This is a genomic window from Bacteroides coprosuis (assembly GCF_020741705.1).
Lineage (GTDB): Bacteria > Bacteroidota > Bacteroidia > Bacteroidales > Bacteroidaceae > Bacteroides_E > Bacteroides_E coprosuis.
Map to the genome: position 1 here is coordinate 1 of NZ_DYYK01000187.1, position 26,688 is coordinate 26,688.

A 26,688-nucleotide genomic window follows, 5' to 3' on the forward strand; every position below is an offset into this window, starting at 1 on the left:
TGACTTCAATCCAAATATATTAATACTTTATTTCTGAATATTTTATTCCTATTTACTTAATATCCTATCAATCTTATTCTTATAACGAATTCTTTTTTTAATCAAACCTCAAAGGAAATACAAGTAGGCTGCTTTATACACATTATTATATATGCACCCTAAACCCCCCTTTTTAAATGATCTCGAAAAGAGCTCAAGTTTATCGATTTTTAAGTTCATTTGCCTAGGGGTGGAAATAACTTTAACCCTTTGATCGTAATGACATGTCGGTGTCATGATGAGTACATGACACCGACATGCAATCAACATAACAGTACCAGAATGCAGTGTTTTCTTATTGTCTATTCAATGATTATTGCAATTTATAGAATAAACCTAGAACACAACTCTTTGATTTATATCCAAATACCATCTATCAGATATTTGATAACGTCTAATTTGCAAAAAAACTTATATCAAATTAGCTAAAAGACAGAGAACACGGCTTCAAAGCTTAATATTTTCGTAACAATAACGAGTAGTGATTGTAATAAGACATACTTATTTTTGTTACATAATAAAAGGAAATGCTCCTAATTCATCTAATGTCATTGTGGTCTCATTTCCATTTAATATTATATGATGAAGAAATATTTAAGTTTAGTTTGCTTTGTGCTGCTACTTCCTCAAATAGGAATTGCACAAAAAATTAAAGGTTCAGACACGGTTTTACCGTTAGCACAAAAAGAAGCTGAGGTGTATATGCAAAAACATCCATCGGCTACGGTTACAGTTACGGGAGGAGGAAGTGGTGTAGGAATTTCTGCTCTTCTAGAAGGAACAACTGACATCGCACAATCTTCTAGAAAAATTAAGTTTGATGAAAAACTAAAACTAAAAAACAAAGAAAAAGAAGTTATTGAAGTTATAGTAGCTTATGATGCTTTAGCAGTCATTGTACATCCCAATAATCCGATTACAAAATTAACAAGAGAACAACTCGAAGCTCTTTTCAGAGGAAAGATAAAAAACTGGAAAGAACTAGGAGGTCCTGATTTAAAAGTAATTCCTTATGCTCGTGAAACCTCTTCGGGAACTTATGAGTTTTTTAAAGAAAGTGTATTAAAGTACAAAAACTATATGAACGGCATAATGAGTATGCCAGCAACTGGTTCGGTCATTCAATCCATTAGTCAAACCGAGGGAGCTATAGGTTATGTGGGATTAGCCTATCTTAATAAAGATGTAAAAGCCATTCAAGTATCTTATGATCAAGGTCAGTCCTACTCAAATCCATCAGTTAGCCATGCGAATGATCATAGCTATCCCATCGTCCGTCCTCTTTACTTCTACTATATAAAATCAGAAGAAGCTATTGTCAAACCATTTATTGATTATATCTTATCAGATGAAGGACAAAAAATAGCTTCAGAACTGGGCTTCATCAAAGTAATTAAATAGACTCATGAGAAAAATACGTAAGTTTTTAGAAAAAATTATTGAAGGTATATTAACCTTAAGTGGGGCAGCTACTACATTAGTTATTATACTAATCAGTATATTTCTTTTTAAAGAGGGTTTTGGGCTATTCAATAGCCCTGTGGTAGAGAAAGGTTATATGATTTGCTTAAATAGCGATAATCCAGTTCAACAACTATCCTCTTTCGAGATTAAAGAGATATTCGACGAAGAAATAACCAATTGGAAAGAGGTTGGAGGTATTGATGAAGAAATTCACACCTTCCGATTCGAAGAACTCTTCGAGAAATACTCTGAAGCAGATTTCGGAGAAGACTATAAACTACTCCCTGATAAAATTATAGAAATAGTAAAATCAGATCCGAATATAATTGCATTTATGCCCGAAAAGTATGTCCCAAAGGATATGTCTATTTATACATTACCTTATCAAAACTTTAGTATCACAGATTTTTTCTTTGGTAAAGAGTGGATGCCTACTGCTACCCCTACTCCCCAATTTGGAATCTTACCATTAATATTAGGAACATTATTAGTCAGCCTAACCGCTATTCTAATAGCACTTCCTCTAGGACTAGGTGTAGCTATTTATTTGTCTGAATTAGCCGGCAAGCGTACTCGCAAATTTTTAAAACCCGTCATTGAACTATTAGCAGGTATCCCTTCTGTGGTCTATGGATTCTTTGGATTAGTAGTACTTGTGCCTATTGTACAAAACTGGCTCAACCTTCCTGTTGGAGAGACAGCCTTTACAGGAAGTTTATTACTTGCTATTATGGCACTTCCTACTATTATTACGGTAGCAGAAGACTCTATGAGAAATACTCCAAGGGCAGTACGCGAAGCTAGTTTAGCACTCGGAGCAACTCAATGGCAAACTATTTATAAGGTGATAATACCTTACGCTAAGTCGGGAATTTCTGCCGCTGTAGTATTAGGCATAGGTAGGGCAATCGGAGAAACTATGGCTGTATTAATGGTGACAGGTAATGCAGCAATAATGCCAACTTCATTGTTTCAGCCTATCCGATCTATACCAGCAACAATTGCAGCCGAATTAGGTGAAGCTCCAGCAGGTGGAGCTCATTATCAATCTTTATTTCTATTAGGTTGTATTTTATTTGTTATTACATTAATTATCAGTATCTCTGCTGAGGTGATATCCAAAAGACATCCTCAAAACTAGTTAATCAGAAATAATATGAATAAGAAAATATCACAACATATTGCTTTTGGCCTATTCAGATTACTGGGTATCCTCATCGTAGGGTTACTATTCTGGATCTTAGGTTTTATTATTTATAATGGAATAGATGTCATCAGCTGGGAATTCTTAACTACAGCACCCACAGATGGAATGACATCAGGAGGTATTTATCCAGCAATCATCGGTACACTATGCTTGATTGTAGGTAGTATGTTATTTGCCTTTCCGCTAGGTGTAATGTCTGCCATATATACCAGTGAATATGCAGGTAATGGTTGGATCATAAAAGTGATTCGAGTAATGACAAACAACCTCGCTGGAATTCCATCCATTGTTTTTGGTTTGTTTGGGATGTCTTTATTTGTAAATACGATGGGATTAGGAGACTCTATCATTGCAGGATCATTAACCTTGGGGTTACTTGTTTTGCCTATAGTGATAAGGACAACAGAAGAGGCTCTTAAGTCTATTCCAAATTCATTTAGAAATGCCAGTTTAGCATTGGGAGCCAGCAAACTACAAACGATTAGGAAAGTAGTATTACCTATGGCCTTTCCAAACATTATTACAGGACTTATTCTATCAATCGGTAGGGTCTCGGGTGAAACAGCACCTATTCTATTTACAGTAGCAGCTTATTTCTTACCCAAGCTACCTTCATCTATGTTTGATCAGGTGATGGCTTTACCCTACCATTTGTATGTAATAGCAACAAGTGGTACTGATATAGAAGCTTCTCGACCAATAGCATATGGTACAGCATTAGTTCTTATCGCCATCGTTTTAATTATGAACTTACTTGCTACTGCGCTGAGAAGATATTTTAGTAAAAAAGTAAAAATGGATTAATATATTATTATGATTAATACAGAAAACGTCAATTTCTACTACGGAGATTTCCATGCATTAAAAGATATTAGTATGGATATTGAAGCCAATACAGTAACAGCATTCATAGGACCATCTGGATGTGGAAAATCAACCTATCTGCGCCTTTTTAATAGAATGAATGATCTTATAGAAGGAACTAAACTAACAGGGAAATTCCTTATTGAAGGACAAGATATCTATGATAAATCCGTACAAGTAGATGAGTTACGTAAAAAAGTAGGTATGGTATTTCAAAAACCCAACCCTTTTCCTAAAACTATCTTTGAAAACGTAGCCTATGGTTTAAGAGTTAACGGAATGGGCAATAAAGATTTCATACAACAAAGAGTGGAAGAGTCTTTAAAAAGCACAGCTCTATGGGATGAAGTCAAAGATAAGCTTAAAAAATCAGCCTATGAGCTTTCGGGAGGACAACAGCAGCGCCTATGTATAGCTAGAGCTTTAGCTGTATCACCTTCTATTCTCTTAATGGATGAACCTACATCTGCATTGGACCCTATTTCGACTTCAAAAATTGAAGAATTAATTTATCAGCTTAAAAAACAATATACCATTGTTATCGTTACACACAATATGCAACAAGCTGCTCGTGTAAGTGATAAAACAGGATTTTTTATGCTAGGCAAACTTGTTGAATATAGCAATACTAAGAAACTATTCACCAACCCAGAACAAGAAGAAACTCAAAATTATATCACAGGTCGTTTTGGCTAAAATATTATTACTATGATTATGAAACAGACTGATTCAGAATTACAAGCCCTCAGAGATGAAATAAATGAGATGTGGAAGCTTGTTCTATCACAGATGGAAAAAGTAAAACTAGCCTATGTAAACCACGATACAGAACTAGCTCACGAAATCATTAGCAGAGAGAAACGAGTCAATGCTTTTGATTCTAAAATAGATAGCGACTGTGAAAATTATATAGCCTTATATGCTCCCGTTGCCATAGATTTACGCTTAGTTCTATCGCTTATTAAAATAAGTAACACCTTAGAACGTATAGGCGATTTTGCAGATGGAATTGCTAGACAAGTATTGGATGAAGATTATCCAAAGATTGAGTCACAGTTGGCAGAAGATATACATGTAGAAAAAATGTTTGACATTGTTATTACTATGTTAATGGAATGCTACATTGCTTTAGAGTCTGAAAACACAAAGCTATCTGGCAAAATTTTAGCTACAGATGACAAAGTTGATCAACTCTACCATGATTCAATGCCCGTACTTGCTAAATATATCAATGAACATCCAGATATGGCTATGTATGGATTGAAAACCATGTTAGTTATACGAAAATTAGAACGCGTGGGTGACCATTGCAGTAATATAGTAGAAGAAATAGTATTCTACATTGATGCTAAGGTATTAAAGCATACTAAACCAAAAAAGAAAGTAGAATAACGACATTTTATCCTATATTTAATAATTCATTAGATATAGGATATTTTCTATTAGTTAGAACTCCATAAACTCTTGATATGAAACCTAAAATACTTATCGTTGATGACGAACCTGATATTTGTGAAATTCTTACATTCAACCTTGTCAATGAAGGCCTCATCGTAGATTATGCTTATTCGGCAGAAGAGGCTTTACAGAAACTTAGCCCTGAACATTCACTCATCCTCCTTGATATAATGATGGACGGAATGTCTGGTTATAAAATGGCTGAAAAGTTAAGGAGTGAAGGTAATGAAATTCCCATTATCTTTCTGACTGCCAAACGTTCTGAAAATGATATGCTAACAGGGTTTTCAGTCGGTGCAGATGATTACATATCCAAACCCTTTTCCATCAAGGAAGTAATAGCTCGTGTTAAAGCAATCTTGAAAAGAGCCAAACTTAAAAAACAAAATGAGTCGCCAACTTCAATTGATTTCGAAGGCTTAAGCATTAACTTAGAGAGCAAAGAGGTTATTATTGATGAAGAAATGATTCCTCTTACTAAGACCGAATTTGAAATACTTGCTCTATTGGCCTCCAATCCTTCTCGTCTATTCTCAAGAGAAGATATTATAGGTGTTGTATGGTCGGAAACTCCTTATATAACAGAAAGAACAGTAGATGTACACATCACCAGACTTAGAAAAAAGATGAAAGATTATGGACAATTCATCACTAGCAGATCTGGCTATGGGTACAGATTCAATGTGAATGAAGAATGAAATTCAACTATAAACAAAAAATATTCTTTAGCTTCTGCCTACTTATAACGCTATTTGCAGGTAGTATTATTTTCTTTGAAAAATCTGAAGCTAAAAGATATAAGACAGAAGCCCTTGAAGAGCGCCTAAATGTCTATTCATCATTGATATATAGAAGCCTCCAGAAAAAAGACACTTTCGATATAGAAACTATCAATAGTATCATTAGTTCTTTTCCTAGAAACTTACGAGTAACTATTCTTTCGCACATTGGCGACGTTCTCTTTGATAATACGATCTCTAAGGATGATCTTAAACTAGAAAATCACAGCAAAAGACCAGAGATAATACAAGCTCAAAAAAAAGGTAGTGGAAGCGACATCAGAATTTCAACTACTACTTCAGAGAAGTATTTGTACTATGCTAAACAGTATCAAACTCTATACATAAGAGTTGCACTCCCCTACAACATTGAGACCAAGGAAATTCTTAAAGCAGATAACATTTTCCTCTATTTTATTATAATTCTTTTTTTGATAGCCATACTCTTAGTCTATCGATTATCCAATAGACTGTCTCAGTCTATCCGACAACTGAGAGATTTTACAGTTAATCAACAGAGTTCAACCCGTGCAATAGAGACCAACTTCCCTGATGATGAATTGGGGGAAGTAGCTTCACAGATGGTCGACAATTATAAAGAGCTCAAACATAGTCAGTCTCAAATAGCTCTTGAAAGAGAAAAGCTATTACAACATATTCACACTTCTGAAGAGGGTATTTGCTTTTTTACAGCAAGTAAGAAAGTGGAATTTTATAACGGACTATTTATGCACTATCTCAATATAATGCTTGATAAAAAGAGTACAAACCCTGCTGTTATCCTAACAGACCCTCTCTATAGCAATCTTCAAGAGTTTATCCAAGCCCCTGAAAATAATGGCTATTATGAAACTAAAATAGAAAGACAAGGAAAGCAGTTTAATATTCGCATTAGTATATTCGATGATAATAGTTTTGAAATAATTATCAATGATATTACTAAAAGAGAAAAAACAAGACTCTTAAAACAAGAAATGACAAGTAATATTGCACATGAATTAAGAACTCCTATCACAAGTATAAGAGGATATTTAGAAACTATAAAAAGCCAAAACTTAAGCACAGAACAAAATCAATATTTTATAGATAAAGCCTATAATCAGGTAATTAATCTTTCTCAGTTGATAGATGACATGAGTATGATCACTAAAATAGAAGAAGTACCTCAATCTTTTGATTTTGAGAAAGTGTCTATATCTGAAGTGATAGAAGAGGTTTATACCGACTTTAAAGAGGCTCTACAGCAGGAGAATATTGAACTCTATAATTCAGTACCTGAGAACTGTCTATTAAAGGGGAACCGCAATCTACTTTATGCCGTATTCCGAAATCTAGTTGAAAACACTATTAAGTATGGAGGAAATAAAGCTCACATCTATATTTCATGCTATAATGAAGATGAATACTTCTACTATTTTTCATATGCAGACGAAGGTAAAGGGATTAGTGGTGATGAGCATTTGAATAGATTATTTGAGCGATTTTATAGAATATCAGCTGGGAGAACAAGAAAAACAGGAGGGACAGGTCTCGGCCTATCTATCGTAAAGAATGCTATTCAAATACATAAAGGAACCATTATTGCCAAAAACAGAATAGAAGGTGGATTAGAGTTCTTATTTAAAATCAAGAAATGACAATTTTCAAAAATAAAGACACATGACTTTAAATCACAAAAGAAATACTATGAAACAGATTTTATCATTCTTATTGATCTGCTCATCTTTTTTTAGTTGCTCAAAAAATAATGCAAGTCAAGAATTAAAAGTCTTGCAATTCAATATTTGGCAAGAAGGGACAGTGGTTCCTGGTGGATATGAAGCTATCATCAGTCAGATTATTCAATCGGATGCCGATTTTGTCACACTGAGTGAAGTAAGAAACTACAACAATACTCGATTCTGTGATCGCATTATTGAGTCTTTAAAAGATAGTGGATACACCTATTATTCTTTTTATAGTTACGACTCTGGATTAATTTCTCGCTACCCTATCATTGACTCTACTGTAGTTTTTCCCCCACAAAATGATGAAGGAAGTGCATACAGAGCTTTAATAGATATGAATGGACAAGAAATAGCTCTTTATACTTGTCATTTAGACTATAGGCACTGTACTTATTACGATATTTACGGATACAGCGGAGTAACTTGGGAGAAAAGAGAACCTCTACTAGACCTAGATTCTATTTTAACTGATAATAGGCTATCCAAAAGGGATGATGCAATGGCAGCAATAATTAAAATGGCTGAAGAAGATAGAGCTAAAAATAGATTGGTTTTTATCGGGGGGATTACAATGAACCTTCACATTTAGACTGGACAGAGGAGACTAAAGATTTATATTCTCACCAAGGACTAGTTATTCCTTGGACTGTAAGTAGCATGCTAGAGAAAGCAAACTATATTGATGCTTATAGGGAATTGTATCCGAGTGCGGTAACTCATCCAGGCTTTACATTTCCTTCAGCAAACCCCTATGTCGATCTAAGCCAACTGCTTTGGGCGGAAGAATCTGATGAACGTGAGCGTGTTGACTTTATACATTACACTCCAAATTCACAGTTAAAACTTCAAGAAGTGATAATTTGGGGACCACAAGAATCGATTCATACTAGTCAGGTAGTAATAGAAAAATCTCTGGATACCTTTAGAAAAGCTCCTGGTATTTGGCCTACGGATCATAAAGGGGTATTAGCAACGTTTATTTATACTCAGAAATAAGCTGCAATAAGACTATAAATGGTACATTTAACAGTTAAAGAGTACCCAAAAACAAATCTCGATTCTTTTTATCTTTTAATAGTAAAATTCACTACATTAGCTAAAAGTAATCTTAACATAAATCAACATTCCTATGAAAAAAGTAATTGCGACAAAGAATGCCCCTGCAGCAATTGGCCCATATAGCCAAGCTATAGAAGTAAATAATACAATCTATATTTCTGGACAACTACCTATTGATCCTTCAACAGGTCAATTCCCTAAAGGTGGCATTAAAGAACAAACACAACAATCTTTCAATAATATTAAAGCTATCCTTAAAGAAGTAGGACTTACTACAGATCATATTGTTAAAACAACAGTCCTCTTAGCTAGTATTGATGATTTTGGTCCGATGAATGAAGTGTACACTACACAGTTTGGCGATTCTTATCCCGCACGATCTGCCTTTGCAGTTAAAGATTTACCAAAAGGAGCACTAGTAGAAATCGAAGTAATAGCAGCAAGATAACTTTAACCAACAGCATACAGAAAGAACTCCTTATTTTTAGGGAGTTCTTTTTTATTCCTATGATAGAAGTGCAATATTAAATTCTATTTTTGCAAATTAATACACAGACAACAACTATTTTGACTTATGACTTACATAGAAACACCACGATTAATCATCAGAGACTGGAAAAGAGAAGACCTACAATCTTTTGTAACTCTAAACAAAGATCCTGAGGTTATGGAGCATTTCCTAAAAACATTAATGCCTACAGAAAGCATTGCTATGTTTAATAAAATCAAAGACGAAATCAATGAATATGGATATGGTCCATTCGCTATCGAACTTAAAGAAGATCATTCCTTTATTGGTTTTACGGGCTTCCATAATTTTGACCTAGACGTTGATTTTGCTCCTGGAGTGGAAATTGCTTGGAGAATACATAAAAACTATTGGAATCAAGGATATGTAACTGAAGCAGCAAAAGCATGTTTAGAATATGCTAAGGAAAATTTAGAGTTCGATAAAGTATATGCTTTTACGTCCTTACCGAATATAAGATCTCAACGAGTTATGCAAAAGATAGGAATGACTAAAATGAAAGAATTCGACCACCCTCTTGTTCCAAAAAGTCATCCATTACAAAGACACGTGTTATACCAAATCTTACTATGAAAAGACTAAAGTATCCTCAATTTTAAAGGAAAGCCAAGTTTGCAAAGAAGAATTTAATTATTGATTCACTTTTTTATCACTCACTAAGTGATTATAAACTGTGATAACACCACAAACTTGTATAGGCTCTTGAAGATACTCCTGATAGCTAAAGTATTTTAGGGCTCCTATTTCATGACTAGCCTCAACATTCTTATCCTTTAAATCATACAAGAAACAATCTTGTTCCATTATAATACTTTCAGGCTCACCAAAGGCTGGTGCAGAAATATGACAATAGTATTCTATATTATTAGGGTTTAATTCTAAAGAAAGTTCTTCTTTTATTTCTCTAATAAGAGCCTCTATGGCAGTTTCATTTTTATCTATTTTTCCCCCAGGAAGATACCAAGCCTTTTTATTATTGCTATATGCTAACAGTAATTTATCTCCCTTTAATGCTATTAATCCTGCGGTTGGTAATTTCATATCACTCATAATTTGGGTACAAAGATAAAAAAATTAGAATAAGAAGAAATGATTTGCTATGCATCTACCCTATCAATATCTATAGTTCAAGGCATAAAAAAAGGGAGACAAGCTCCCTTCTTTATTTATAATTATAGTTAGTGTTTTAACCAAGACTTATCTATTATCGTCTTTTCACCGTTCTTATTAATCATATACATTTCAAGCATTCCACCATTATTATCGAAATAACGAATTTCTATGGGATGAAGACCTCTTTTTAAGGCAACTTGCGAAACAATCTCTTTGGGAGAGTGTGCTCCATCGTTATCAACCACCAAATCTTCTCCGATTTTCATAATACTTCCATCATCAGATAACAGAGCAAAGGTATAAATATCATCCGTTGGTACTTCAATATAGCCTGTTATAACCAGACCAATATTACCAGAAACACCTTCAGGAATAGAAACAGTACTGATTTCATACTCTCCCATTTTTTTAGCGGTATCTACCTTTTCACACTCACTACCTGCATAATCATACCAAACAGCTTTTAACCCCTCGCTTGTAGTTTCTACATCAACAGCTTCACGATAAGGCGTTTTCATAAATTTTGTTTCTACAAAATCAGAAGCAGAACCATCTGGGCGAAATGTTCGGAACGTAAAGCTCGTTGTTTCTGTTACTGTTAATGGACCTTCATATAGTTGAGAGTTTTTATTTGGGATAGTACCATCTGTAATATATCGAATCTCCGTATTAGGCAATGGACAAGTTAAGTTTAAGGTAGTCTCATCCACAAAAGTATTGACATTATAAAAACCTTCTAAATCTGGTATTCTATAATTAATACCCATGATGTCCATTCTCTTGATTTGAGGAAGAATGAGAGAATAAAACTCTGACAAAGAAGGAATTTTAGAAGGTTCTGTCCATGCAATTTCACTTAGAGCCAGAATACGTGGAGTAATCATATATTGCAATCTTTCTATAGAAGGGATCCACTCGGCCCACACATTAGCTTGTACTCCTAATATTAAAGCTTTCTGCTCTGGGGTTATATCGTCAGGTACTGGATTGTAGCCCAATAGCTTACCCATCGTTTTATTATCTTGTAAATAATCAAAATAAAGATAAACATTCTCTGTATTAATTACATTCTTACCTTCTGATGTTGCTGTAGGAATAGCTTCAGGACTCCAACTTCTCCACCACATAATGGTAGCTTGTTCTGATAGTCCATCATTTAACACTTCATCCCAACCGATAAAACGTTTTCCATTCTCTTTGAAGAAAGCCTCCATTTCTCTTACAAACCAAGCTTGCAACTCTTTTTCAGAAGCCAAACCTTCTTCTTTAATACGCTTTTGGCAATCAGTACATTTTTTCCAATTAGATTGATCTACCTCATCTCCTCCCATATGAACAAATTCATAAGGAAATAATTGAAAAACCTCACGGTACACATTCTTACAGAACTCTAAAGTTGCATCTTTTCCTGGACAGATAGGAGATGAAAACACTTCACCCCAACCGATTAAACCTTTACAGGCAAGTTCAGGGTACTCACCAATAGCTGCCATGAAGTGCCCAGGCATATCTACTTCGGGGATTACATCAATACCTCTCTGACCCGCATAAGCCACAATTTCTTTGATATCTTCTTGAGTATAAAAGCCACCATAAATTGTATCTCCATGAATAACTTGTATGCGGTCTTCGGGAATAGTATAATCGGGGTTATCCATCTTTGTGATATTTGATATACACTCCCTATCGTGTGAATTAAACTTTCTGTATGCTCCCTTCTCTGTAAGTAAAGGATATTGTTTTATTTCGATCCTCCAACCTTGATCATCAGTCAAATGCCAGTGAAATTTATTTAACTTGTACATGGCCATTAAGTCTAGGATACTTTTCACCTCTTCCTTTGTCCAAAAATGACGAGAAGAATCAAGCATCATACCTCTCCAGCTTAACCGTGGAGTATCTTTGATTACGGTTGATGGTAGAGTAACCACTAAATCAGGTGTTGGATTTTCAATTTCAATAGGTAACAACTGCCTAACCGATGATATTGCTGAAATAATACCAGAATAAGATGCAGACTCTATCTTTATCTGTTTCGGATTTATTTCTAATACATAAGTTTCTTTATTTTGATCAATCTCTTTTAGTGCCAGAGTTATATCTGCTTTCGAGTTATCCTGCTCAACAGAAAAAGTCACAGCCCCTTTAAATATAGAAGCTAAATATTCAGCAGCGGGTTTTAAAGATTCATCTGAGACCCCAATAGTTGACACTTTATCAAATTGGAATTCACTAGAGCCCATTTCAATAGATAAAGGGGTAGGGATAATTGCTACCTCTTCATTTTTCTGCGTAGAAGAACAAGCTGATAGGAGTAAAGCTGAGCCTATCAGCAGATAAGAATAAATTTTGTTTAACATATTGTTATACTTAAATGGTTTTCATACTATTTTCTCACTCTATAAAGTTACAAATACTATTATGTATACAATCATAAACCCTATACATACTAAAGCAATTCGCATTTAAAGAGATCTTTTCACAAAAAAGAGAAAATTTTGCATGGATTAAACAAACCCTTGCTACATATAGTAGTATGTGCAGCCTCCTTTTTTATATAATCTTACCATGAAAGCAAGTCATACTTTTTCACAAACAATTATACACTAAAATAGAAGTATGACATCTTATTCATAATTCTGTTTTTTACACCCTTCACACACCTGTTTAATAGTAGAATCAGCTTAATACAGCACTACGAAGCATCTACATGACACTTTAACAATATATAAACCACCCACCTAATTATTTATAACGTAGCTTATTTAAAAGATTTTGGCTAAAATCTATTTTAGTTCAATTATATTATCTATATTTAGGAATATTAAACTAAAAAAACAGATTTAACTTATTAAACTTTAAAAACTATGAAAAAATTATTTTTAGTAGCAACGCTTGTAGCTTTCTGTGCTACAATGAGTGCACAAGGATTAAAAGGGACTTGGTTTGCAGGAGGTATGGTTGATTTTGGTAAAACCGAAAAATACATCGAAGATGTAAAGGTTAAAAACAACACTTATGGTATTATGCCTTTATTGGGTAAATTCGTTACTCCAGACGTTGCTGTGGGTGGAGCTTTAGGATTCCATCAGTCAAAATTTGATAGTGACAATAAGAACACAACCTTCACTATTATGCCTTTAGCTAGAAAATACTGGAACATTACTGGTAATTTATATGTATTTGGTCAAGCAGCTCTTCCTATAGGCATTGGTAATGATAAAATGGCAGGTATGAAAACTGATCAATTCTCAATGCATTTTCAATTAGCTCCAGGTTTTGACTTAATTGTTAATAAATGGATGACAATCGAAGCTTCTTTCACTCTACTTAATGCTGGATTTACAAGAAATAATCCTGATGGTGGCGAGAAGACTACAGACTGGTCTATCAACGGTAACTCTATTGCAAGTAGCTCATTCGGTGATTTAAGCGTGGGTGTAAAGTTCCTATTCTAAACAGAAAATTCACTTTAATCTAAATAGTAAAAAAGCTGCATCACTTCTAAAGTTGGTGTGGCTTTTTTCACATATCTATTTGACACAGTACTTATCAAAATGCTATACAACAAGCCTATATTCTTCTTATTTATTACTTTCTTAAAATTTTAAGAAACATATTTACTAACTTTGAGATTCTACAAAACATTTTAAGAATGACTTCTCATAATACTAAGCATAGAATTGCTATAAAAATAGGTAGCAATGTTCTTAGCAGAAAAGACGGATCACTAGACATCACCCGTATATCTGCTCTAGTTGATCAGGTTAGTGAACTACGAAAACAAAATTATGAAGTAGTACTCATATCCTCTGGTGCTGTTGCAGCGGGAAAAGCAAGAATCTCACCCAAAGGTAAACTAGATGTTGTTTCATCTCGCCAAATCTACTCTGCCGTAGGACAAGCAAGACTAATTAATCAATATATTATCTTTTTTGATAACCACAATATACCGTGTGGACAAGTTCTAACAACCAAAGAAAACTTCTCAACTCGATACCATTATTTAAATCAACGAAACTGTATGTCTGTTATGCTTGACAATGGAATAATTCCAATTGTGAATGAAAATGACACCATATCGGTTACCGAACTAATGTTCACAGATAACGATGAGCTCTCAGGGCTAGTTGCGACTATGCTAAATTGTGGAAGATTAATCATCTTAAGCAACATAGATGGCATATACAATGGTAATCCTTCAGATAAGAACTCTCAAGTGATAACAGAAATAGATACTCAAAAAGATAATATTGAAGAGTATATCCAATCTAGCAAATCAAGTGCTGGACGTGGTGGTATGCAAACAAAATATAATATAGCACGTAAAATAGCTGAAGAAGGGGTTGAAGTGATTATAGCCAACGGAAAAAGAGAAAACATACTGCTTGATATCATCAATAATCCTAACACACTATGTACTAGATTTATCCCTTCTTCAAAACCAACTTCTACTGTAAAAAAATGGATAGCCCACTCTGAAAGTTTTTCTAAAGGAGAAATATATATTAATGAAGGAGCTAGTATAGCACTGAAGAGTGACGAAGTTACTAGCCTACTACCCATTGGTATTACGCATATACAAGGAGTATTTGAAGCAGGAGATATTGTAACCATATTGGATGAAAAAGGAAATCAGATAGCAGTAGGATGTACGGCATTCAATAATGAAGAGGTAGAGCAGTTGATAGGAAAAAGCAATTCAAAACCTATTGTTCATTACGATTATTTATATATAGACTAGAACATGGAAAGTAACAACATATTTCAATCCATAAAAGAAGCAAGCAAAGACTTACTCCTTTTAGACAAAGAACATACAAATCAGATTCTTTTGGCTTTAGCTGATGAAACAGAACAGCAATTCGATCTTATTCTTCAAGAAAATAAAAAGGATTTGGATCTTATGGATCCAGAAAACCCCAAATATGATCGACTAAAACTAACTAAAGATAGATTAAGAGGTATTGTAGGAGACATTAGACATGTTGCACAACTTCCATCACCACTTGGACGTATTCTCGATGATAGAATATTAGATAATGGTCTGCACCTAGTTAAGAAGGCTGTTCCGTTTGGTGTTATTGGTGTTATTTTTGAAGCTCGACCCAATGTCTGCTTTGATGTATTTTCACTCTGTTTCAAGTCGGGAAATGCTTGTATTTTAAAAGGAGGATCTGATGCCGCTTATTCAAATCAAATCATTATATCAATCATCAGAAAAGTACTACTTAAAAACAATCTCAACCCAGATATTTGCATACTATTATCTAACAAACGAGAAGCCACATCACATCTTCTCAATGCACAAGGCTATGTTGACTTAATTATCCCTCGAGGTGGAAAATCGCTTATTCAATTTGTTAGAGAAAATAGTAAAATACCAGTAATAGAAACAGGTGCAGGTGTATGTCATACCTATTTTAACGAACAAGGAGATAAAGAGATAGCTAGAAACATCATTTTCAATGCAAAAACAAGAAGAGTAAGTGTATGCAACGCGTTAGACTGTTTACTGATTGATGCTTCTAGAATTAAAGATTTACCCTATCTCTGCTCTAAATTAGCCGAAAAGAATGTAATTATTCAAGCCGACGAGCCTGCTTATCAAGTTTTAACGGGTAATTATCCAAAAGAATTACTACAAAAAGCAGATCAAAATAGTTATGGCACAGAGTTTCTCGATTATAAGATGTCTATACGAACCGTAAAAGATATAAATGAAGCAATTCGCCATATTGATAAGTATAGTTCCAAACATAGCGAAGCCATTATAACAAATGATGAAAAGGCTAAAATTCTTTTTCAATCATTGGTAGATGCAGCTTGTGTCTACACCAATACTTCAACAGCATTCACAGATGGTGCACAATTTGGCTTAGGTGCCGAAATAGGTATTAGCACACAAAAGATGCATGCTCGTGGTCCGATGGCCTTGCAAGAAATATGTAGTTATAAGTGGATTATTGAAGGAAATGGACAAATAAGAAATTCTTAATTTCTAAAAGTAAATAAACTGCTAAGTATCACATCTTAACCACTCAAAAAAGCGTCGAATTCTCTAGAGTTCGGCGCTTTTTTTTAAACATAGCACTATATTATGACACCGACATGATGATGACATGACACCGACATGATACTCTCTTAACACCGATAAAGTAACCACATATCTCTGATATCCGTAAAGGTCTATCATTAGTGTCTTTTTTGCATTTGGGGTATGTAATATAGACTAGAACTTTTAGGAGATATAAAAATCTAGCTTCAAATATTTACTATCTACCTATTTCCCAAAAAAATTAGGCATAAAAAAAGGAACCAAGTAAAAACTTGATTCCTTCACTGGCGGAGAGGGAGGGATTCGAACCCCCGGAGCCTCTCAGCTCAACGGTTTTCAAGACCGCCGCAATCGACCACTCTGCCACCTCTCCTTACACTTGTAAGTGCTTGCTTTTTCTCTCAAAAGCGTTGCAAAGGTACTAATCTTTTTTTTATATCCAAACTTCTTGCAACTTTTTCTTCAAAAAAGTGTATTTTTGCAACACTTAAAGATTGAATATAGATGATATATCCACATAATTTTGAACATAAAATAGGGTTTGAACAAATCAGAGATCTTCTTAAATTAAAGTGTTTAAGCACTTTAGGAAAAGACAGAGTTGATGAAATGATTTTCTCGAAAAACTTTGATGAAATAAATGAATATTTAGCTCAAACAAATGAGTTTCTTCAAATCATTCAAGAGAAAGTTAATTTTCCCGATCAGTTTTTCTTTGATGTTAGGCCATCCCTAAAAAGAGTTCGCATTGAAGGTATGTATCTCGAAGAACAAGAGCTTTTTGACCTTAGACGTTCTTTGGATACGATTATTAAGATTGTACAATTCTTAAAAGAAATACCAGAAGATCATAAAGAAGATGAACTTCCCTACCCTCATCTTAGCAAACTTGCTGGGGACATATTCACTTTCCCTAGAATTGTAAAGGCGATAGACCAGATTGTAGATAAATATGGAAAGATAAAAGATAATGCTTCACCTGAACTATTAAATATACGTAGAGAACTAGCCAATACAACTGCTGGAATCTCTAGATCACTAAATAGAATACTTAAAGGTGCACAGTCTGATGGCTATGTAGAAAAAGATGCTACGCCTACTGTCCGTGATGGCCGTTTGGTTATTCCTGTTGCTCCAGCTCTTAAAAGAAAGATAAGAGGTATAGTACATGATGAATCAGCCAGTGGAAAAACCGTTTTCATAGAGCCTGCAGAAGTAGTTGAAGCTAATAATAGAATTAGAGAGTTGGAAGGGGAAGAACGAAAAGAGATTATTCGCATACTTACTGATTTCTCAAGCCAGCTTCGCCCACTTGTAAATGAGATTTTATCTTCTTATGAGTTTCTTGCTGAAATTGATTTTATTAGAGCAAAAGCACACTTAGCGAATGAGATGGAGGCAATTAAACCTACCATGAAGAATAACCCCATGATAAAGTGGGATACTGCTATCCACCCTCTTCTTCAAAAAGCTTTAGCAAAGCAAAACAAAAAAGCAATTCCTCTAGATATCGAACTAAATATTACTCAACGAATACTGATCATATCGGGACCCAATGCGGGAGGTAAATCTGTCTGCCTAAAAACAGTAGGATTACTTCAATACATGGTGCAATGTGGTATGCTTATTCCTCTCCACGAAAGTAGTGAGGTAGGAATCTTCAATAGTATATTTATGGATATTGGTGATGAACAATCTCTTGAAGATGACTTAAGTACTTACTCTTCTCACCTTACCAACATGAAAGCTATGGTAAAAAATTGTGATGAAAATAGTCTTTTACTGATTGATGAATTCGGGAGTGGAACAGAACCTCAAATTGGTGGAGCTATTGCAGAAGCTCTTCTTAAAAAATTTAATGAACAAGGTACGTATGGAGTGATTACTACTCACTATCAAAACCTAAAACACTTTGCCGAAGACCACGAAGGAATTATTAATGGGGCTATGTTGTATGATAGACATCATATGCAAGCTTTATTTCAATTAGAAATAGGCAATCCTGGTAGTTCTTTTGCGGTAGAAATAGCTAGAAAGATAGGGCTTCCAGAAGAAATTATAACTGATGCTTCAAATATTGTAGGTGCTGAATACATCAACGCTGATAAATACTTACAAGATATTGTTAGAGATAAGCAATACTGGGAACGAAAAAGAAGAAACATCCGCTTAAAAGAGAAGCAGATGGAGCAAACCATCGAAAAGTATTCGAAAGAAGTTGAGACACTTAATAAAGAGAAAAAACAAATTATTAGAGATGCCAAGCAGGAAGCAGAAAACTTACTCAAAGAGTCGAATGCCCGAATAGAGAATACAATCCGTTCTATAAAAGAGGCACAAGCTGAAAAAGAAAAAACAAAAGATGTTCGACAAGATTTAGAGGATTTCAAAGAGAAAATAGCTCAAATTGATGCGCAAGAACAAAAAGATAAGATTGCCAAGAAAATGGAAAGACTTATCGAAAAGCAAGAGCGCAAAAAGAACAAGAAAAAGGAAACACCAAGTGCAAAAAGTCCTAGAGTAATAAAGGAAGAACCTATTCAAGTGGGTTCTCGGGTACGAATTAAAGGACAACGCACAACTGGAGAGGTCTTAGAGATTAATGGCACCAATGCGACAGTTTTATTTGGGCAACTCAAGACTACTACAAAATTGAATAAGCTTGAAAAGAGTAATTCTACTCCTAAAGAAGAAACTACAGCTACGACCTTTATTAGTGGACAAACTCATGATAGCATGCACGACAAGAAGTTAAACTTCAAACAAGAAATAGATGTTAGAGGCATGAGGGGAGATGAAGCCCTGCAAGCAGTAACCTATTTTATAGATGATGCCATACTTGTTGGTGTAAGTAGAGTACGCATCTTACATGGCACAGGAACAGGTATATTACGCAGTTTAATTCGCGATTATTTATCGGGTATTGGAGGCGTTAAAAACTACCACGATGAACATGTTCAACTGGGTGGTTCGGGTATCACTGTTGTTGAGTTTTATTGATCTAAAAACACTCTAAATAATTGCTAGCCTCCTATATTACATTATCTTTGCTTACAAATAGTGTAATATAGGAGTTATGAAAAACAATCTTCTAGTAGAACAATTAAGTTACAACGGAGAGGAACTTACACCTACAGCCGTACAACTTATTTCTTACTCACCCACTAGCTTCAACCAAAACGAAGTTGAACTTTGGGATAATGAAAGCATTCAATTTGATCCAAATACAACGTATTGGGTAAAGGTTGATGGATTAAATCAAATAGACACTATTAGAAAAATAGCCGATAGAATTAATTTAAACTTTCTACTCACTCAGGATATTTTAAATATCAACCATCCTTCTAAAATAGAAGAATACGAAAACTTTCTTCTATTAGTCCTCAAATACTTCATTGTTGACGAAGATAGTGCTGAGTACATCCCTTTCCAGATATCCATTGTACTAGGGGATAATTACTTAATCTCATTTTCTGAAAAGAAACATCCTTTTATGGATGATATCATTAAAGCCATTGAGAATGATGTATTCCACATCAGAAAAAGAGGGGCTGATTACCTTCTAAGTGTAGTGATCAATAGTATTATAGGAAATCACACCAGCGCTATTCTTCAAATTAATGATTCACTTGATGATTTAGAAGATGACTTACTATCGTTTTCTACAAATAAAAATCTGGGAATAGAAATTCAAACAACACGAAAACAATATATCGCATTAAAGAAGGCCGATTTACCTCTAAAAGATCAATATGCTAGACTATTTAGAGCAAACAATAAACTCATTTCTCCTAAAAACAAAGCCTTCTTTAACGATGTGAATGATCATCTACAGTTTGTATTGCAAAATATAGATATCTGTAGAGAAACTTTAGCATCACTTGTCGACCTTTATATCTCCAATAATGATTTAAAAATGAATGATATAATGAAACGATTAACGATTGTTTCAACTATCTTTATACCACTCACATTTCTAGTTGGAGTATGGGGTATGAATTTTTCATTTATGCCTGAACTAGATTGGAAATATGGTTATATAGTAGCATGGCTACTCATGATTGTTATTGGCATTATTATTTACATTTATTTTAAGATTAAGAAATGGTACTAAAAAATTGCAGCAGTTGTGGTAACAGTTTAGGTAAGAATACGAATAACCTTAAACATAAAAACACTATTAAAATGAAGTCTCTTAAAGAACTTTATCGTATTGGAACTGGTCCATCAAGTAGCCACACTATGGGCCCACGTAAAGCAGCAGAGCTATTCCTTGAAAAACACCCCTCAGCTAAAAGTTTTAAAGTAATCTTGTATGGTAGCCTTGCAGCTACAGGAAAAGGACACTTAACTGATGTTGCTATTATTGACACTTTACAACCTAGAGGTACTGTAGAACTTGAATGGAGATCGGATATTTTCCTTCCCTTTCATCCTAATGGAATGACCTTTAAAGCCTATGATTATGAAGGCAAAGAAATGGATGAGTGGACAATCTATAGTATTGGTGGTGGAGCTCTTGCAGAGGAAGGTGACCAATCTCATGTTGAAACTAAAGATGTCTATTCTATGAGTAGCATGACTCAAATCTTAGAGTGGTGCGAACGAACTGGTAAAACTTATTGGGAGTATGTAAAAGAATGTGAAGATTCTGATATATGGGACTATTTAGCAGAAGTGTGGAAAACCATGCAAAACTCCATAGAAAGAGGTTTAAATGCAGAAGGAGTTTTACCTGGAGCACTTCATTTGCGTAGAAAAGCAGCTGCTTATAATGTAAAAGCCTCAGGCTACACACGCTCTCTACGTTCAAGAGGTCTTATTTTTTCGTATGCATTGGCTGTTAGTGAAGAAAATGCTGCGGGAGGAGAAATTGTTACGGCCCCTACTTGTGGCTCATGTGGAGTAATGCCTGCAGTACTATACCACTTACAAAAGAGTAGAGATTTTACAGACACACGCATTCTTAGAGCTTTAGCAACTGGAGGATTAATTGGCAATATTGTAAAGCACAGAGCTTCAATTTCTGGAGCAGAAGTGGGTTGTCAAGGCGAAGTAGGTGTAGCCTGTTCTATGGCTGCTGCTGCAGCCAATCAACTATTTGGAGGAAGCCCTGCTCAAATTGAATACGCAGCAGAAATGGCGTTAGAACACCATTTAGGAATGACTTGCGACCCTGTATGCGGATTGGTTCAAATTCCTTGTATTGAAAGAAATGCTTTCGCAGCAGCTAGAGCATTAGATGCAAACATCTTCTCAACTTTCTCAGATGGTATTCATCGTATCTCGTTTGACCATGTTGTGCAAGTGATGAAACAAACAGGACATGACCTACCTTCTCTATATAAAGAAACGAGTCAAGGCGGTCTAGCTCTTGACTATGAACCTATGTAATTCAACATACTATAAAACAAAATAGGCTCGCAATGCGAGCCTATTTTGTTTTATTTAAGAATGATCATTAGTGATCAACACTTTTAAAGTTTCCTTTTCTGTCGAAAAGAAGAGACAAGTCACTTTGCAATTCAATATCATACTCTCCTTTAATCACTTCTATCTGCGTAATAAAATCACCAGGAAAGTTCTTTTTAACATAAGAGTTAATATTAACAGGGATAAGAGCCTCAGGTATAGCATCTTCTTGACAATCCACTACAAACCAGACACCTTTACTATCAAAAGTTACTTCATATCCATTAGTAAAGATTACCTCAAAAGATTTTGTTTCATAAATCTTATCATCTTCTTCGATTTTACTTATTTGAAGCTTAGGAAAATAAGTTTTTATAAAAGTTTGTGCCGCATTTGGCAGCTGGGACATATTTTGAGCATTTGCTCTTCCTGTAAAGAAAATGATTGTACTCAATACAAGTACAAAAACTGTTAACGTCTTTTTCATATCTCTATATTTTAATAAATAGATAGCAAAGCGACATACTCATTACTTTTCTAGAGCCTTTTTAATACCCTCTTCTACTCTTTTTTCGTATTCTTTATATTGTTTAGAGGTTAGTATTTTCTTCAATTCAGCTCTATAGCTAATAATATCCGCTTCTAAAGCTTTCACACGAACTTCTCTATAAATAGTAGGTGTAGCTAAACAAGTGCTATCTGATATTAAACAAGCTTTACTCCTATTTTGTTTTCTTACATCATTTCTATCAAATCGGGTATCTCTATCTTTAGTAAACCACTTTTTATTTAACTCCATCAACTGATTTTTTTGATCTTCAGACAAATTATAGGTAGTAACCATTGCATCTGTCATACGCTGAGCACGCATTTCTATACGTTCAGTTTTATCAACCTGTTTTCTAGGAGTTCTTCTTCTATTTTGTGCATCAACTGTCGTACCTGCAATAAGCAGTACAGTCAAAACAAATATAACTCTTTTCATAATTTTTATTGTTTTAAGTAAATGATTTTATCTGTTGCAACTACTATTAAGACTATAAAAAGACGAAAAGGTTTAATTAGGTATCAATAATTTTAAACGAACGAAAAAGAAAAGGGTGTAATTCTCGCGAATTACACCCTTTTCTTAGAAATGTATATCTAATCTTTACTTTTCTTCTTCTGAAGCTTCTTTTTCTTCTTCAATAAAATCAGTCAATCCATCTTCGATTAATGTATTGTACCAATTAATCAATTTTTTGATATCACTAGGGTAAACACGATCTCTATCAAAGTTTGGAAGAACTTCCTCTAAATAGTTTTTCAACTCTTCAGCTGATGCTTTCTTAGGATTCAAAGTTACAGCTTTGCCATTTTCTTTTTCTTTCATAGCTTGGAAAACCTCCGCTAATGGAACCTCTGAATCAATGGTGTACATAGCGATATCACCAAGTGAAATTATTCTATCAGCAGCATAAGCTGGCATACGTTTCTTGTCTGGACTAATAGTTTCAACGATAAGCATATTCTTACCTTGAGAAACCATTCTGTATAAACCTGGTTTACCAGATATAGATAAAATTGTCTTTAGCATAAATTCTATATTTACATTGTCTGTTTAGTTCACAAAAATAACACTACATCTTGAGAGTAGCAACGATAATATTAAGAGATTCTAACGATTAAGTCGGTTAAATGGTCTTTTTTAATTCTTGAAGTAAAAAAAGGACTTGTGGGAGGATTGCAATATTCCCATCGTTATAGACTAAGAAATCAGTCAACAAAAGTTTTTCTCTATCAGGAGTTTGAGCAGCAATCCTTTTTGCAATTAATTCTGCAGTGGATTTATCTCGTTTGATAGCCCGTTCCAAACGTACCTCTTCACTAGCGTAAACCAGAATCGAATAATCTACTGCATTCTTGAACCCTGCCTCAAACAAAATAGCAGACTCTATTCCCACTATTGGACACTCTTGATTTTTTTCGCACCATGTCAGAAAATCCTCTTTTACTCTTGGATGTACTATATCATTGATCTCTTTGGTATGCTCAGGTTTGGCAAATAGGTAATTAGCTAATAATTTCTTATTTAACTGACCATCCAAATAAACTTGATTCCCCAACAAAGCTATCAGCGATTTTTTTATATGAGGATCTGAAACCATTAATTTCTTAGCTTCATCATCAGCTATGTAAATAGGTATGTCCAACACTTGCAGTATTCGAGAGACTACTGATTTTCCACTACCTATACCTCCTGTTATTCCTATTTTAATCATTTGTTTGAGTAGTTTTCTTCTCAATTAAAAAATCTACATTCGTGGGCCAAACTCTAACTTTTTTAGCTTGGCTAGGTGATTTGGTTATTTTTATTTGATAGGTATCTCCCTCTAACGACCGTAAATCCCAATAATCAATATTAATAGCAAAATCTGCTTCAGAGATAGTATTAAACGAACGAGTACCAATTTGAAAGGTCACTTCAACATAAGATGGGAATGTTCTTAACATTTTATCTTGAGGGAAATTAATTCCACGTAAAGGAACTTTTACTGTTTTCTCAGTTACTATATCTGTAGGTAAATGCAGTATTACATAATTGGGAACAAACTTCACACCTTTCATATATTGCAAAGGGATTTTAATAGTAGTAGAGTCTGACAAGCCTAGCAGCTCAGTTTCTTCAGTAAAAGCAGTATCAACCTGATTTAATAAAGCCGAAGGAGCATAAATAGAGACTGAATCAGGTTCAAAAATTGTGTCCGTAACAAAATACTGCTGACTTGCTTCTATCTTTCCTCGAAAAGACACAGGAATACGTTTTCCTCTACCTTTTGCAAATATATATTCTAAAGAATCAGGTTGAATAGAAAGTAGCTTACTAGATACATTAAACTTTGACAAAATCTGCTTCTCAAGTACCACTGCTGAAAACTGGATATGATTCTGCTTTTGTTTTGCTAACTGTGAATAATCCAACTCTATAGGAGGAAGTTTTCTGCTTAACTTATAATTCATCAAAACGGTGCCTTTATCACGGACACGCACAGATAAAGCACTAACAGGATCATTGGTTAATACAATATTATCTGGCAAATTATTCAGATGCAATGGAATAGAAAAATCGGTATCATATTCTTCATTTAGGGTTTGTAAGAACCAAAAGCCTGAGGCAATGAAGAAGAAGAATAAAAAAATAAAGAACTCTCTACTTTTTGGTTTAAGTAGAAAGTCCTTTATCTGTCTAAATATCTGTAGAAAGGTCTTTTTTATGTTCTGAGTATTGAACATATTACGTTACTCCTTTCTTATTTTTTTTCTGGAGTTGCAGCTGGTTTTGCAAATATAGAATTGACATCAATCAATATTTTTACACCATTAGCTATCTGTAACTCTACAGTTTGTCCTTCAATATGTTTAATTGTTCCATAAATACCACCAGCGGTAATTACTTCTTGATTAACTTCTAGGGTTTTTCTAAAGTTAGAAATTTCTTTTTGCTTCTTATTTTGTGGACGAATCATGAAAAAGTAAATAATAAGAAACATTGCACCCAACATTATCCACATGGGCATGCTACTCTGGCCTGGAGCCGCTTGTAGTAAAACATTAATCAAATTCATATATTTTCTTTTTTATAGTTTTAATATGTATTTATAAAGGCTTATATATTACAATAGAGCTTCGCTCAATTCTGAATTACAGCCTTATAAAAGCTATTAAACAAAGGTATAAATTATATTCGGTTTTACCAATTTGAAATAACACCATTATGGGCTCTCTTTCAAAGAAAACAGTGACTTTTTGCTATATATCACCTCTGGTTTTACGAGGAATGGATATTCAAGAAAACCAGAATATAAGATAGAAACAGTCATCAATAAAAAATGGAGTCTCCTATTTAAGAAAACTCCATTTTTATATTATCTATTGATATAATCTTCGCGAATTAATTCTTCATTAACTTACCTTCTTTTTTCAATTGATTTATAATTGAATCTAAAGTACCATTAATAAAACCTCCACTCTTATGAGTGCTATATAATTTGGCTAAGTCTAAATATTCATTAAAAGTAACACTCAATGGAATATTTGGGAAACTCAATACCTCAGCAAGAGCACATTGCATTAAAACAACATCCATCAAAGCGATACGGTCTAACTCCCAGTTTTTAGTGTGGGTACCGATTAAACTTCGGTAATACTCTTCATTCTCTATAGCCTGACGTAAAAGACGCACAGCAAATTCTTGGTCTTCGTCATCTTTGTACTCTGGAAGTAAAGGCTGATCAGAACCTTTTTCAGCTTTAAATTTCTTGATTGTCTTGATAATAAAAGTGTCTACAATTTCCTTATCGTCATTCCAATATAAACTGATGTCTTCTAATGAATCATCAAGCGTTTCGTTTTGACAAATAAAATTCTTGTATAACTTTCTCCACAGTTCACGGTCTTCTTGATAAGATGAGTCTTTAGACTCCATATACTCTTTGTATAAAGGGGAATCTACAATCTTATCATAGATATCTTTTACTGCATTAAGATCATCGGTCCAAGATCTTTTTTGATTTTCACAATAATCTTGTAGCATTTTATTGCTAGATAATTGAGCAATAAATTTGTTTTGAATAAATTTTAAATTTGGATTCAAATCTTCACGTGTAGGTGCCAATTTAGATTTCGCCTTATCAATACGTTCTTGTGCATAATCTGTTACGGCTATCATAAGTAGAAGAAGATAATTGTAAAGATCGTGAGCTTTTGAAAGACTAAATAGCAATTCTTTCTCTGCTGCTTTTACTGTTTTATCACCGTTCTGATAGTATGCATATACTATTTGTATTAACTTAAGACGAATAAGAACTCTGTTAATCATAATTGATATAATGTATAAATACTGTTATTAACGGGTAGCAAAAGTAGTTATTTTACATCAGTTTTCGTAGTAATTTCATTTTTTTATACTTCATTTTTTATTCTAGTCGATTTTCTTTTGA

The 26,688-nt window shown here is 34.1% G+C and carries 24 protein-coding genes, 1 tRNA gene and 1 pseudogene; 16 read left to right on the forward strand and 10 right to left on the reverse strand.

Annotated features, from left to right (window positions below; genetic code table 11):
• The first annotated feature begins 621 nt into the window (after positions 1 to 621).
• The 10 genes and pseudogenes from K8V80_RS11140 to K8V80_RS11185 all read left to right on the forward strand — a co-directional run bounded on the left by K8V80_RS11140 (position 622) and on the right by K8V80_RS11185 (position 9,699).
• Positions 622 to 1,440, forward strand: a complete 819-nt coding sequence (locus K8V80_RS11140) for a PstS family phosphate ABC transporter substrate-binding protein (RefSeq protein ID WP_040310230.1) — start codon at positions 622 to 624, stop codon at positions 1,438 to 1,440.
• Between the two features lie 13 nt (positions 1,441 to 1,453).
• Positions 1,454 to 2,644, forward strand: a complete 1,191-nt coding sequence (gene pstC, locus K8V80_RS11145; protein ID WP_040310457.1) for a phosphate ABC transporter permease subunit PstC — start codon at positions 1,454 to 1,456, stop codon at positions 2,642 to 2,644.
• A 15-nt stretch (positions 2,645 to 2,659) separates the two neighbouring features.
• Positions 2,660 to 3,514 carry a phosphate ABC transporter permease PstA gene (gene pstA / locus K8V80_RS11150; RefSeq protein ID WP_006745630.1) on the forward strand — a complete coding sequence of 285 codons (855 nt, stop codon included), beginning with the start codon at positions 2,660 to 2,662 and terminating at the stop codon, positions 3,512 to 3,514.
• A gap of 9 nt (positions 3,515 to 3,523) precedes the next feature.
• The gene (pstB, locus tag K8V80_RS11155; protein ID WP_006745631.1) at positions 3,524 to 4,270 is read left to right on the forward strand and encodes a phosphate ABC transporter ATP-binding protein PstB; all 747 of its coding nucleotides are present in this window, start codon (positions 3,524 to 3,526) and stop codon (positions 4,268 to 4,270) included.
• Between the two features lie 18 nt (positions 4,271 to 4,288).
• Positions 4,289 to 4,966 (forward strand): phosphate signaling complex protein PhoU, encoded by a 678-nt coding sequence (gene phoU, locus K8V80_RS11160; RefSeq protein WP_040310458.1) that lies wholly within the window; start codon positions 4,289 to 4,291, stop codon positions 4,964 to 4,966.
• Positions 4,967 to 5,043: 77 nt separating this feature from the next.
• A complete protein-coding gene (locus K8V80_RS11165; RefSeq protein WP_276778061.1) occupies positions 5,044 to 5,730 on the forward strand; it encodes a response regulator transcription factor in 687 nt (228 codons plus the stop codon).
• Positions 5,727 to 7,448: a sensor histidine kinase gene (locus tag K8V80_RS11170; RefSeq protein WP_276778064.1), complete on the forward strand. Its 1,722-nt coding sequence runs from the start codon at positions 5,727 to 5,729 to the stop codon at positions 7,446 to 7,448. Before K8V80_RS11165 ends, K8V80_RS11170 begins: the two co-directional genes overlap by 4 nt.
• A 49-nt stretch (positions 7,449 to 7,497) precedes the next feature.
• Positions 7,498 to 8,534 (forward strand): annotated as a pseudogene (locus tag K8V80_RS12060) (endonuclease/exonuclease/phosphatase family protein).
• A gap of 133 nt (positions 8,535 to 8,667) precedes the next feature.
• A complete protein-coding gene (locus K8V80_RS11180; RefSeq protein WP_006745635.1) occupies positions 8,668 to 9,045 on the forward strand; it encodes a RidA family protein in 378 nt (125 codons plus the stop codon).
• Positions 9,046 to 9,171: 126 nt separating this feature from the next.
• The gene (locus K8V80_RS11185) at positions 9,172 to 9,699 is read left to right on the forward strand and encodes a GNAT family N-acetyltransferase (protein WP_276778068.1); all 528 of its coding nucleotides are present in this window, start codon (positions 9,172 to 9,174) and stop codon (positions 9,697 to 9,699) included.
• A gap of 57 nt (positions 9,700 to 9,756) precedes the next feature.
• Here the strand turns inward: K8V80_RS11185 and K8V80_RS11190 are convergent, their stop codons facing one another.
• Positions 9,757 to 10,167 (reverse strand): NUDIX hydrolase, encoded by a 411-nt coding sequence (locus K8V80_RS11190; RefSeq protein ID WP_276778071.1) that lies wholly within the window; start codon positions 10,165 to 10,167, stop codon positions 9,757 to 9,759.
• A 137-nt stretch (positions 10,168 to 10,304) separates the two neighbouring features.
• On the reverse strand, positions 10,305 to 12,599 hold the full coding sequence (locus K8V80_RS11195) for a family 20 glycosylhydrolase (protein WP_276778074.1): 2,295 nt from the start codon (positions 12,597 to 12,599) through the stop codon (positions 10,305 to 10,307).
• Between the two features lie 507 nt (positions 12,600 to 13,106).
• Between K8V80_RS11195 and K8V80_RS11200 the strand changes: the two genes are divergently transcribed.
• The 3 genes from K8V80_RS11200 (at position 13,107) to K8V80_RS11210 (ending at position 16,237) form a co-directional block, all read left to right on the forward strand.
• On the forward strand, positions 13,107 to 13,697 hold the full coding sequence (locus tag K8V80_RS11200; protein WP_276778077.1) for an outer membrane beta-barrel protein: 591 nt from the start codon (positions 13,107 to 13,109) through the stop codon (positions 13,695 to 13,697).
• Positions 13,698 to 13,894: 197 nt separating this feature from the next.
• A complete protein-coding gene (proB, locus tag K8V80_RS11205; RefSeq protein WP_276778080.1) occupies positions 13,895 to 14,983 on the forward strand; it encodes a glutamate 5-kinase in 1,089 nt (362 codons plus the stop codon).
• Between the two features lie 3 nt (positions 14,984 to 14,986).
• Positions 14,987 to 16,237 carry a glutamate-5-semialdehyde dehydrogenase gene (locus K8V80_RS11210; RefSeq protein ID WP_006745642.1) on the forward strand — a complete coding sequence of 417 codons (1,251 nt, stop codon included), beginning with the start codon at positions 14,987 to 14,989 and terminating at the stop codon, positions 16,235 to 16,237.
• Between the two features lie 345 nt (positions 16,238 to 16,582).
• Here K8V80_RS11210 and K8V80_RS11215 read toward each other — a convergent pair.
• Positions 16,583 to 16,670, reverse strand: a tRNA-Ser gene (locus K8V80_RS11215).
• A gap of 131 nt (positions 16,671 to 16,801) precedes the next feature.
• Between K8V80_RS11215 and K8V80_RS11220 the strand changes: the two genes are divergently transcribed.
• From K8V80_RS11220 to K8V80_RS11230, 3 genes are all read left to right on the forward strand, one after another.
• Positions 16,802 to 19,297: an endonuclease MutS2 gene (locus K8V80_RS11220; RefSeq protein ID WP_276778084.1), complete on the forward strand. Its 2,496-nt coding sequence runs from the start codon at positions 16,802 to 16,804 to the stop codon at positions 19,295 to 19,297.
• A gap of 76 nt (positions 19,298 to 19,373) precedes the next feature.
• Positions 19,374 to 20,411 carry a magnesium/cobalt transporter CorA gene (gene corA / locus K8V80_RS11225; protein WP_006745665.1) on the forward strand — a complete coding sequence of 346 codons (1,038 nt, stop codon included), beginning with the start codon at positions 19,374 to 19,376 and terminating at the stop codon, positions 20,409 to 20,411.
• Positions 20,412 to 20,482: 71 nt separating this feature from the next.
• Positions 20,483 to 21,691, forward strand: coding sequence for an L-serine ammonia-lyase (locus K8V80_RS11230; RefSeq protein ID WP_006745666.1), 1,209 nt, complete (start codon positions 20,483 to 20,485; stop codon positions 21,689 to 21,691).
• A 67-nt stretch (positions 21,692 to 21,758) separates the two neighbouring features.
• Here the strand turns inward: K8V80_RS11230 and K8V80_RS11235 are convergent, their stop codons facing one another.
• The 7 genes from K8V80_RS11235 to nusB all read right to left on the reverse strand — a co-directional run bounded on the left by K8V80_RS11235 (position 21,759) and on the right by nusB (position 26,567).
• On the reverse strand, positions 21,759 to 22,196 hold the full coding sequence (locus K8V80_RS11235) for a PepSY-like domain-containing protein (protein WP_006745667.1): 438 nt from the start codon (positions 22,194 to 22,196) through the stop codon (positions 21,759 to 21,761).
• Between the two features lie 42 nt (positions 22,197 to 22,238).
• The gene (locus tag K8V80_RS11240) at positions 22,239 to 22,694 is read right to left on the reverse strand and encodes a DUF4890 domain-containing protein (protein ID WP_006745668.1); all 456 of its coding nucleotides are present in this window, start codon (positions 22,692 to 22,694) and stop codon (positions 22,239 to 22,241) included.
• Positions 22,695 to 22,859: 165 nt separating this feature from the next.
• Entirely contained in the window at positions 22,860 to 23,285 is a 426-nt protein-coding gene (locus K8V80_RS11245) for a DUF5606 domain-containing protein (protein WP_006745669.1), read from the reverse strand.
• 97 nt (positions 23,286 to 23,382) lie between these two features.
• Complete coding sequence (coaE, locus tag K8V80_RS11250; RefSeq protein WP_006745670.1) at positions 23,383 to 23,970, reverse strand: dephospho-CoA kinase; 588 nt, start codon at positions 23,968 to 23,970, stop codon at positions 23,383 to 23,385.
• Positions 23,963 to 24,982 (reverse strand): YbbR-like domain-containing protein, encoded by a 1,020-nt coding sequence (locus K8V80_RS11255; RefSeq protein WP_276778094.1) that lies wholly within the window; start codon positions 24,980 to 24,982, stop codon positions 23,963 to 23,965. The genes coaE and K8V80_RS11255 overlap by 8 nt, the downstream gene beginning before the upstream one ends.
• A gap of 17 nt (positions 24,983 to 24,999) precedes the next feature.
• Complete coding sequence (gene yajC, locus K8V80_RS11260) at positions 25,000 to 25,314, reverse strand: preprotein translocase subunit YajC (protein WP_006745672.1); 315 nt, start codon at positions 25,312 to 25,314, stop codon at positions 25,000 to 25,002.
• 326 nt (positions 25,315 to 25,640) lie between these two features.
• Positions 25,641 to 26,567 (reverse strand): transcription antitermination factor NusB, encoded by a 927-nt coding sequence (gene nusB / locus K8V80_RS11265; RefSeq protein WP_006745673.1) that lies wholly within the window; start codon positions 26,565 to 26,567, stop codon positions 25,641 to 25,643.
• Between the last annotated feature and the right edge of the window lie 121 nt (positions 26,568 to 26,688).

Excerpts from the sequence above, each read along its gene's own strand:
- K8V80_RS11140 (WP_040310230.1), top strand. The coding sequence starts at position 622 with ATGAAGAAATATTTAAGTTTAGTTTGCTTTGTGCTGCTACTTCCTCAA.
- pstA (WP_006745630.1), top strand. The coding sequence starts at position 2,660 with ATGAATAAGAAAATATCACAACATATTGCTTTTGGCCTATTCAGATTA.
- pstB (WP_006745631.1), top strand. The coding sequence starts at position 3,524 with ATGATTAATACAGAAAACGTCAATTTCTACTACGGAGATTTCCATGCA.
- phoU (WP_040310458.1), top strand. The coding sequence starts at position 4,289 with ATGAAACAGACTGATTCAGAATTACAAGCCCTCAGAGATGAAATAAAT.
- K8V80_RS11165 (WP_276778061.1), top strand. The coding sequence starts at position 5,044 with ATGAAACCTAAAATACTTATCGTTGATGACGAACCTGATATTTGTGAA.
- K8V80_RS11170 (WP_276778064.1), top strand. The coding sequence starts at position 5,727 with ATGAAATTCAACTATAAACAAAAAATATTCTTTAGCTTCTGCCTACTT.
- K8V80_RS11180 (WP_006745635.1), top strand. The coding sequence starts at position 8,668 with ATGAAAAAAGTAATTGCGACAAAGAATGCCCCTGCAGCAATTGGCCCA.
- K8V80_RS11185 (WP_276778068.1), top strand. The coding sequence starts at position 9,172 with ATGACTTACATAGAAACACCACGATTAATCATCAGAGACTGGAAAAGA.
- K8V80_RS11190 (WP_276778071.1), bottom strand. The coding sequence starts at position 10,167 with ATGAAATTACCAACCGCAGGATTAATAGCATTAAAGGGAGATAAATTA.
- K8V80_RS11195 (WP_276778074.1), bottom strand. The coding sequence starts at position 12,599 with ATGTTAAACAAAATTTATTCTTATCTGCTGATAGGCTCAGCTTTACTC.
- K8V80_RS11200 (WP_276778077.1), top strand. The coding sequence starts at position 13,107 with ATGAAAAAATTATTTTTAGTAGCAACGCTTGTAGCTTTCTGTGCTACA.
- proB (WP_276778080.1), top strand. The coding sequence starts at position 13,895 with ATGACTTCTCATAATACTAAGCATAGAATTGCTATAAAAATAGGTAGC.
- K8V80_RS11210 (WP_006745642.1), top strand. The coding sequence starts at position 14,987 with ATGGAAAGTAACAACATATTTCAATCCATAAAAGAAGCAAGCAAAGAC.
- K8V80_RS11220 (WP_276778084.1), top strand. The coding sequence starts at position 16,802 with ATGATATATCCACATAATTTTGAACATAAAATAGGGTTTGAACAAATC.
- corA (WP_006745665.1), top strand. The coding sequence starts at position 19,374 with ATGAAAAACAATCTTCTAGTAGAACAATTAAGTTACAACGGAGAGGAA.
- K8V80_RS11230 (WP_006745666.1), top strand. The coding sequence starts at position 20,483 with ATGAAGTCTCTTAAAGAACTTTATCGTATTGGAACTGGTCCATCAAGT.
- K8V80_RS11235 (WP_006745667.1), bottom strand. The coding sequence starts at position 22,196 with ATGAAAAAGACGTTAACAGTTTTTGTACTTGTATTGAGTACAATCATT.
- K8V80_RS11240 (WP_006745668.1), bottom strand. The coding sequence starts at position 22,694 with ATGAAAAGAGTTATATTTGTTTTGACTGTACTGCTTATTGCAGGTACG.
- K8V80_RS11245 (WP_006745669.1), bottom strand. The coding sequence starts at position 23,285 with ATGCTAAAGACAATTTTATCTATATCTGGTAAACCAGGTTTATACAGA.
- coaE (WP_006745670.1), bottom strand. The coding sequence starts at position 23,970 with ATGATTAAAATAGGAATAACAGGAGGTATAGGTAGTGGAAAATCAGTA.
- K8V80_RS11255 (WP_276778094.1), bottom strand. The coding sequence starts at position 24,982 with ATGTTCAATACTCAGAACATAAAAAAGACCTTTCTACAGATATTTAGA.
- yajC (WP_006745672.1), bottom strand. The coding sequence starts at position 25,314 with ATGAATTTGATTAATGTTTTACTACAAGCGGCTCCAGGCCAGAGTAGC.
- nusB (WP_006745673.1), bottom strand. The coding sequence starts at position 26,567 with ATGATTAACAGAGTTCTTATTCGTCTTAAGTTAATACAAATAGTATAT.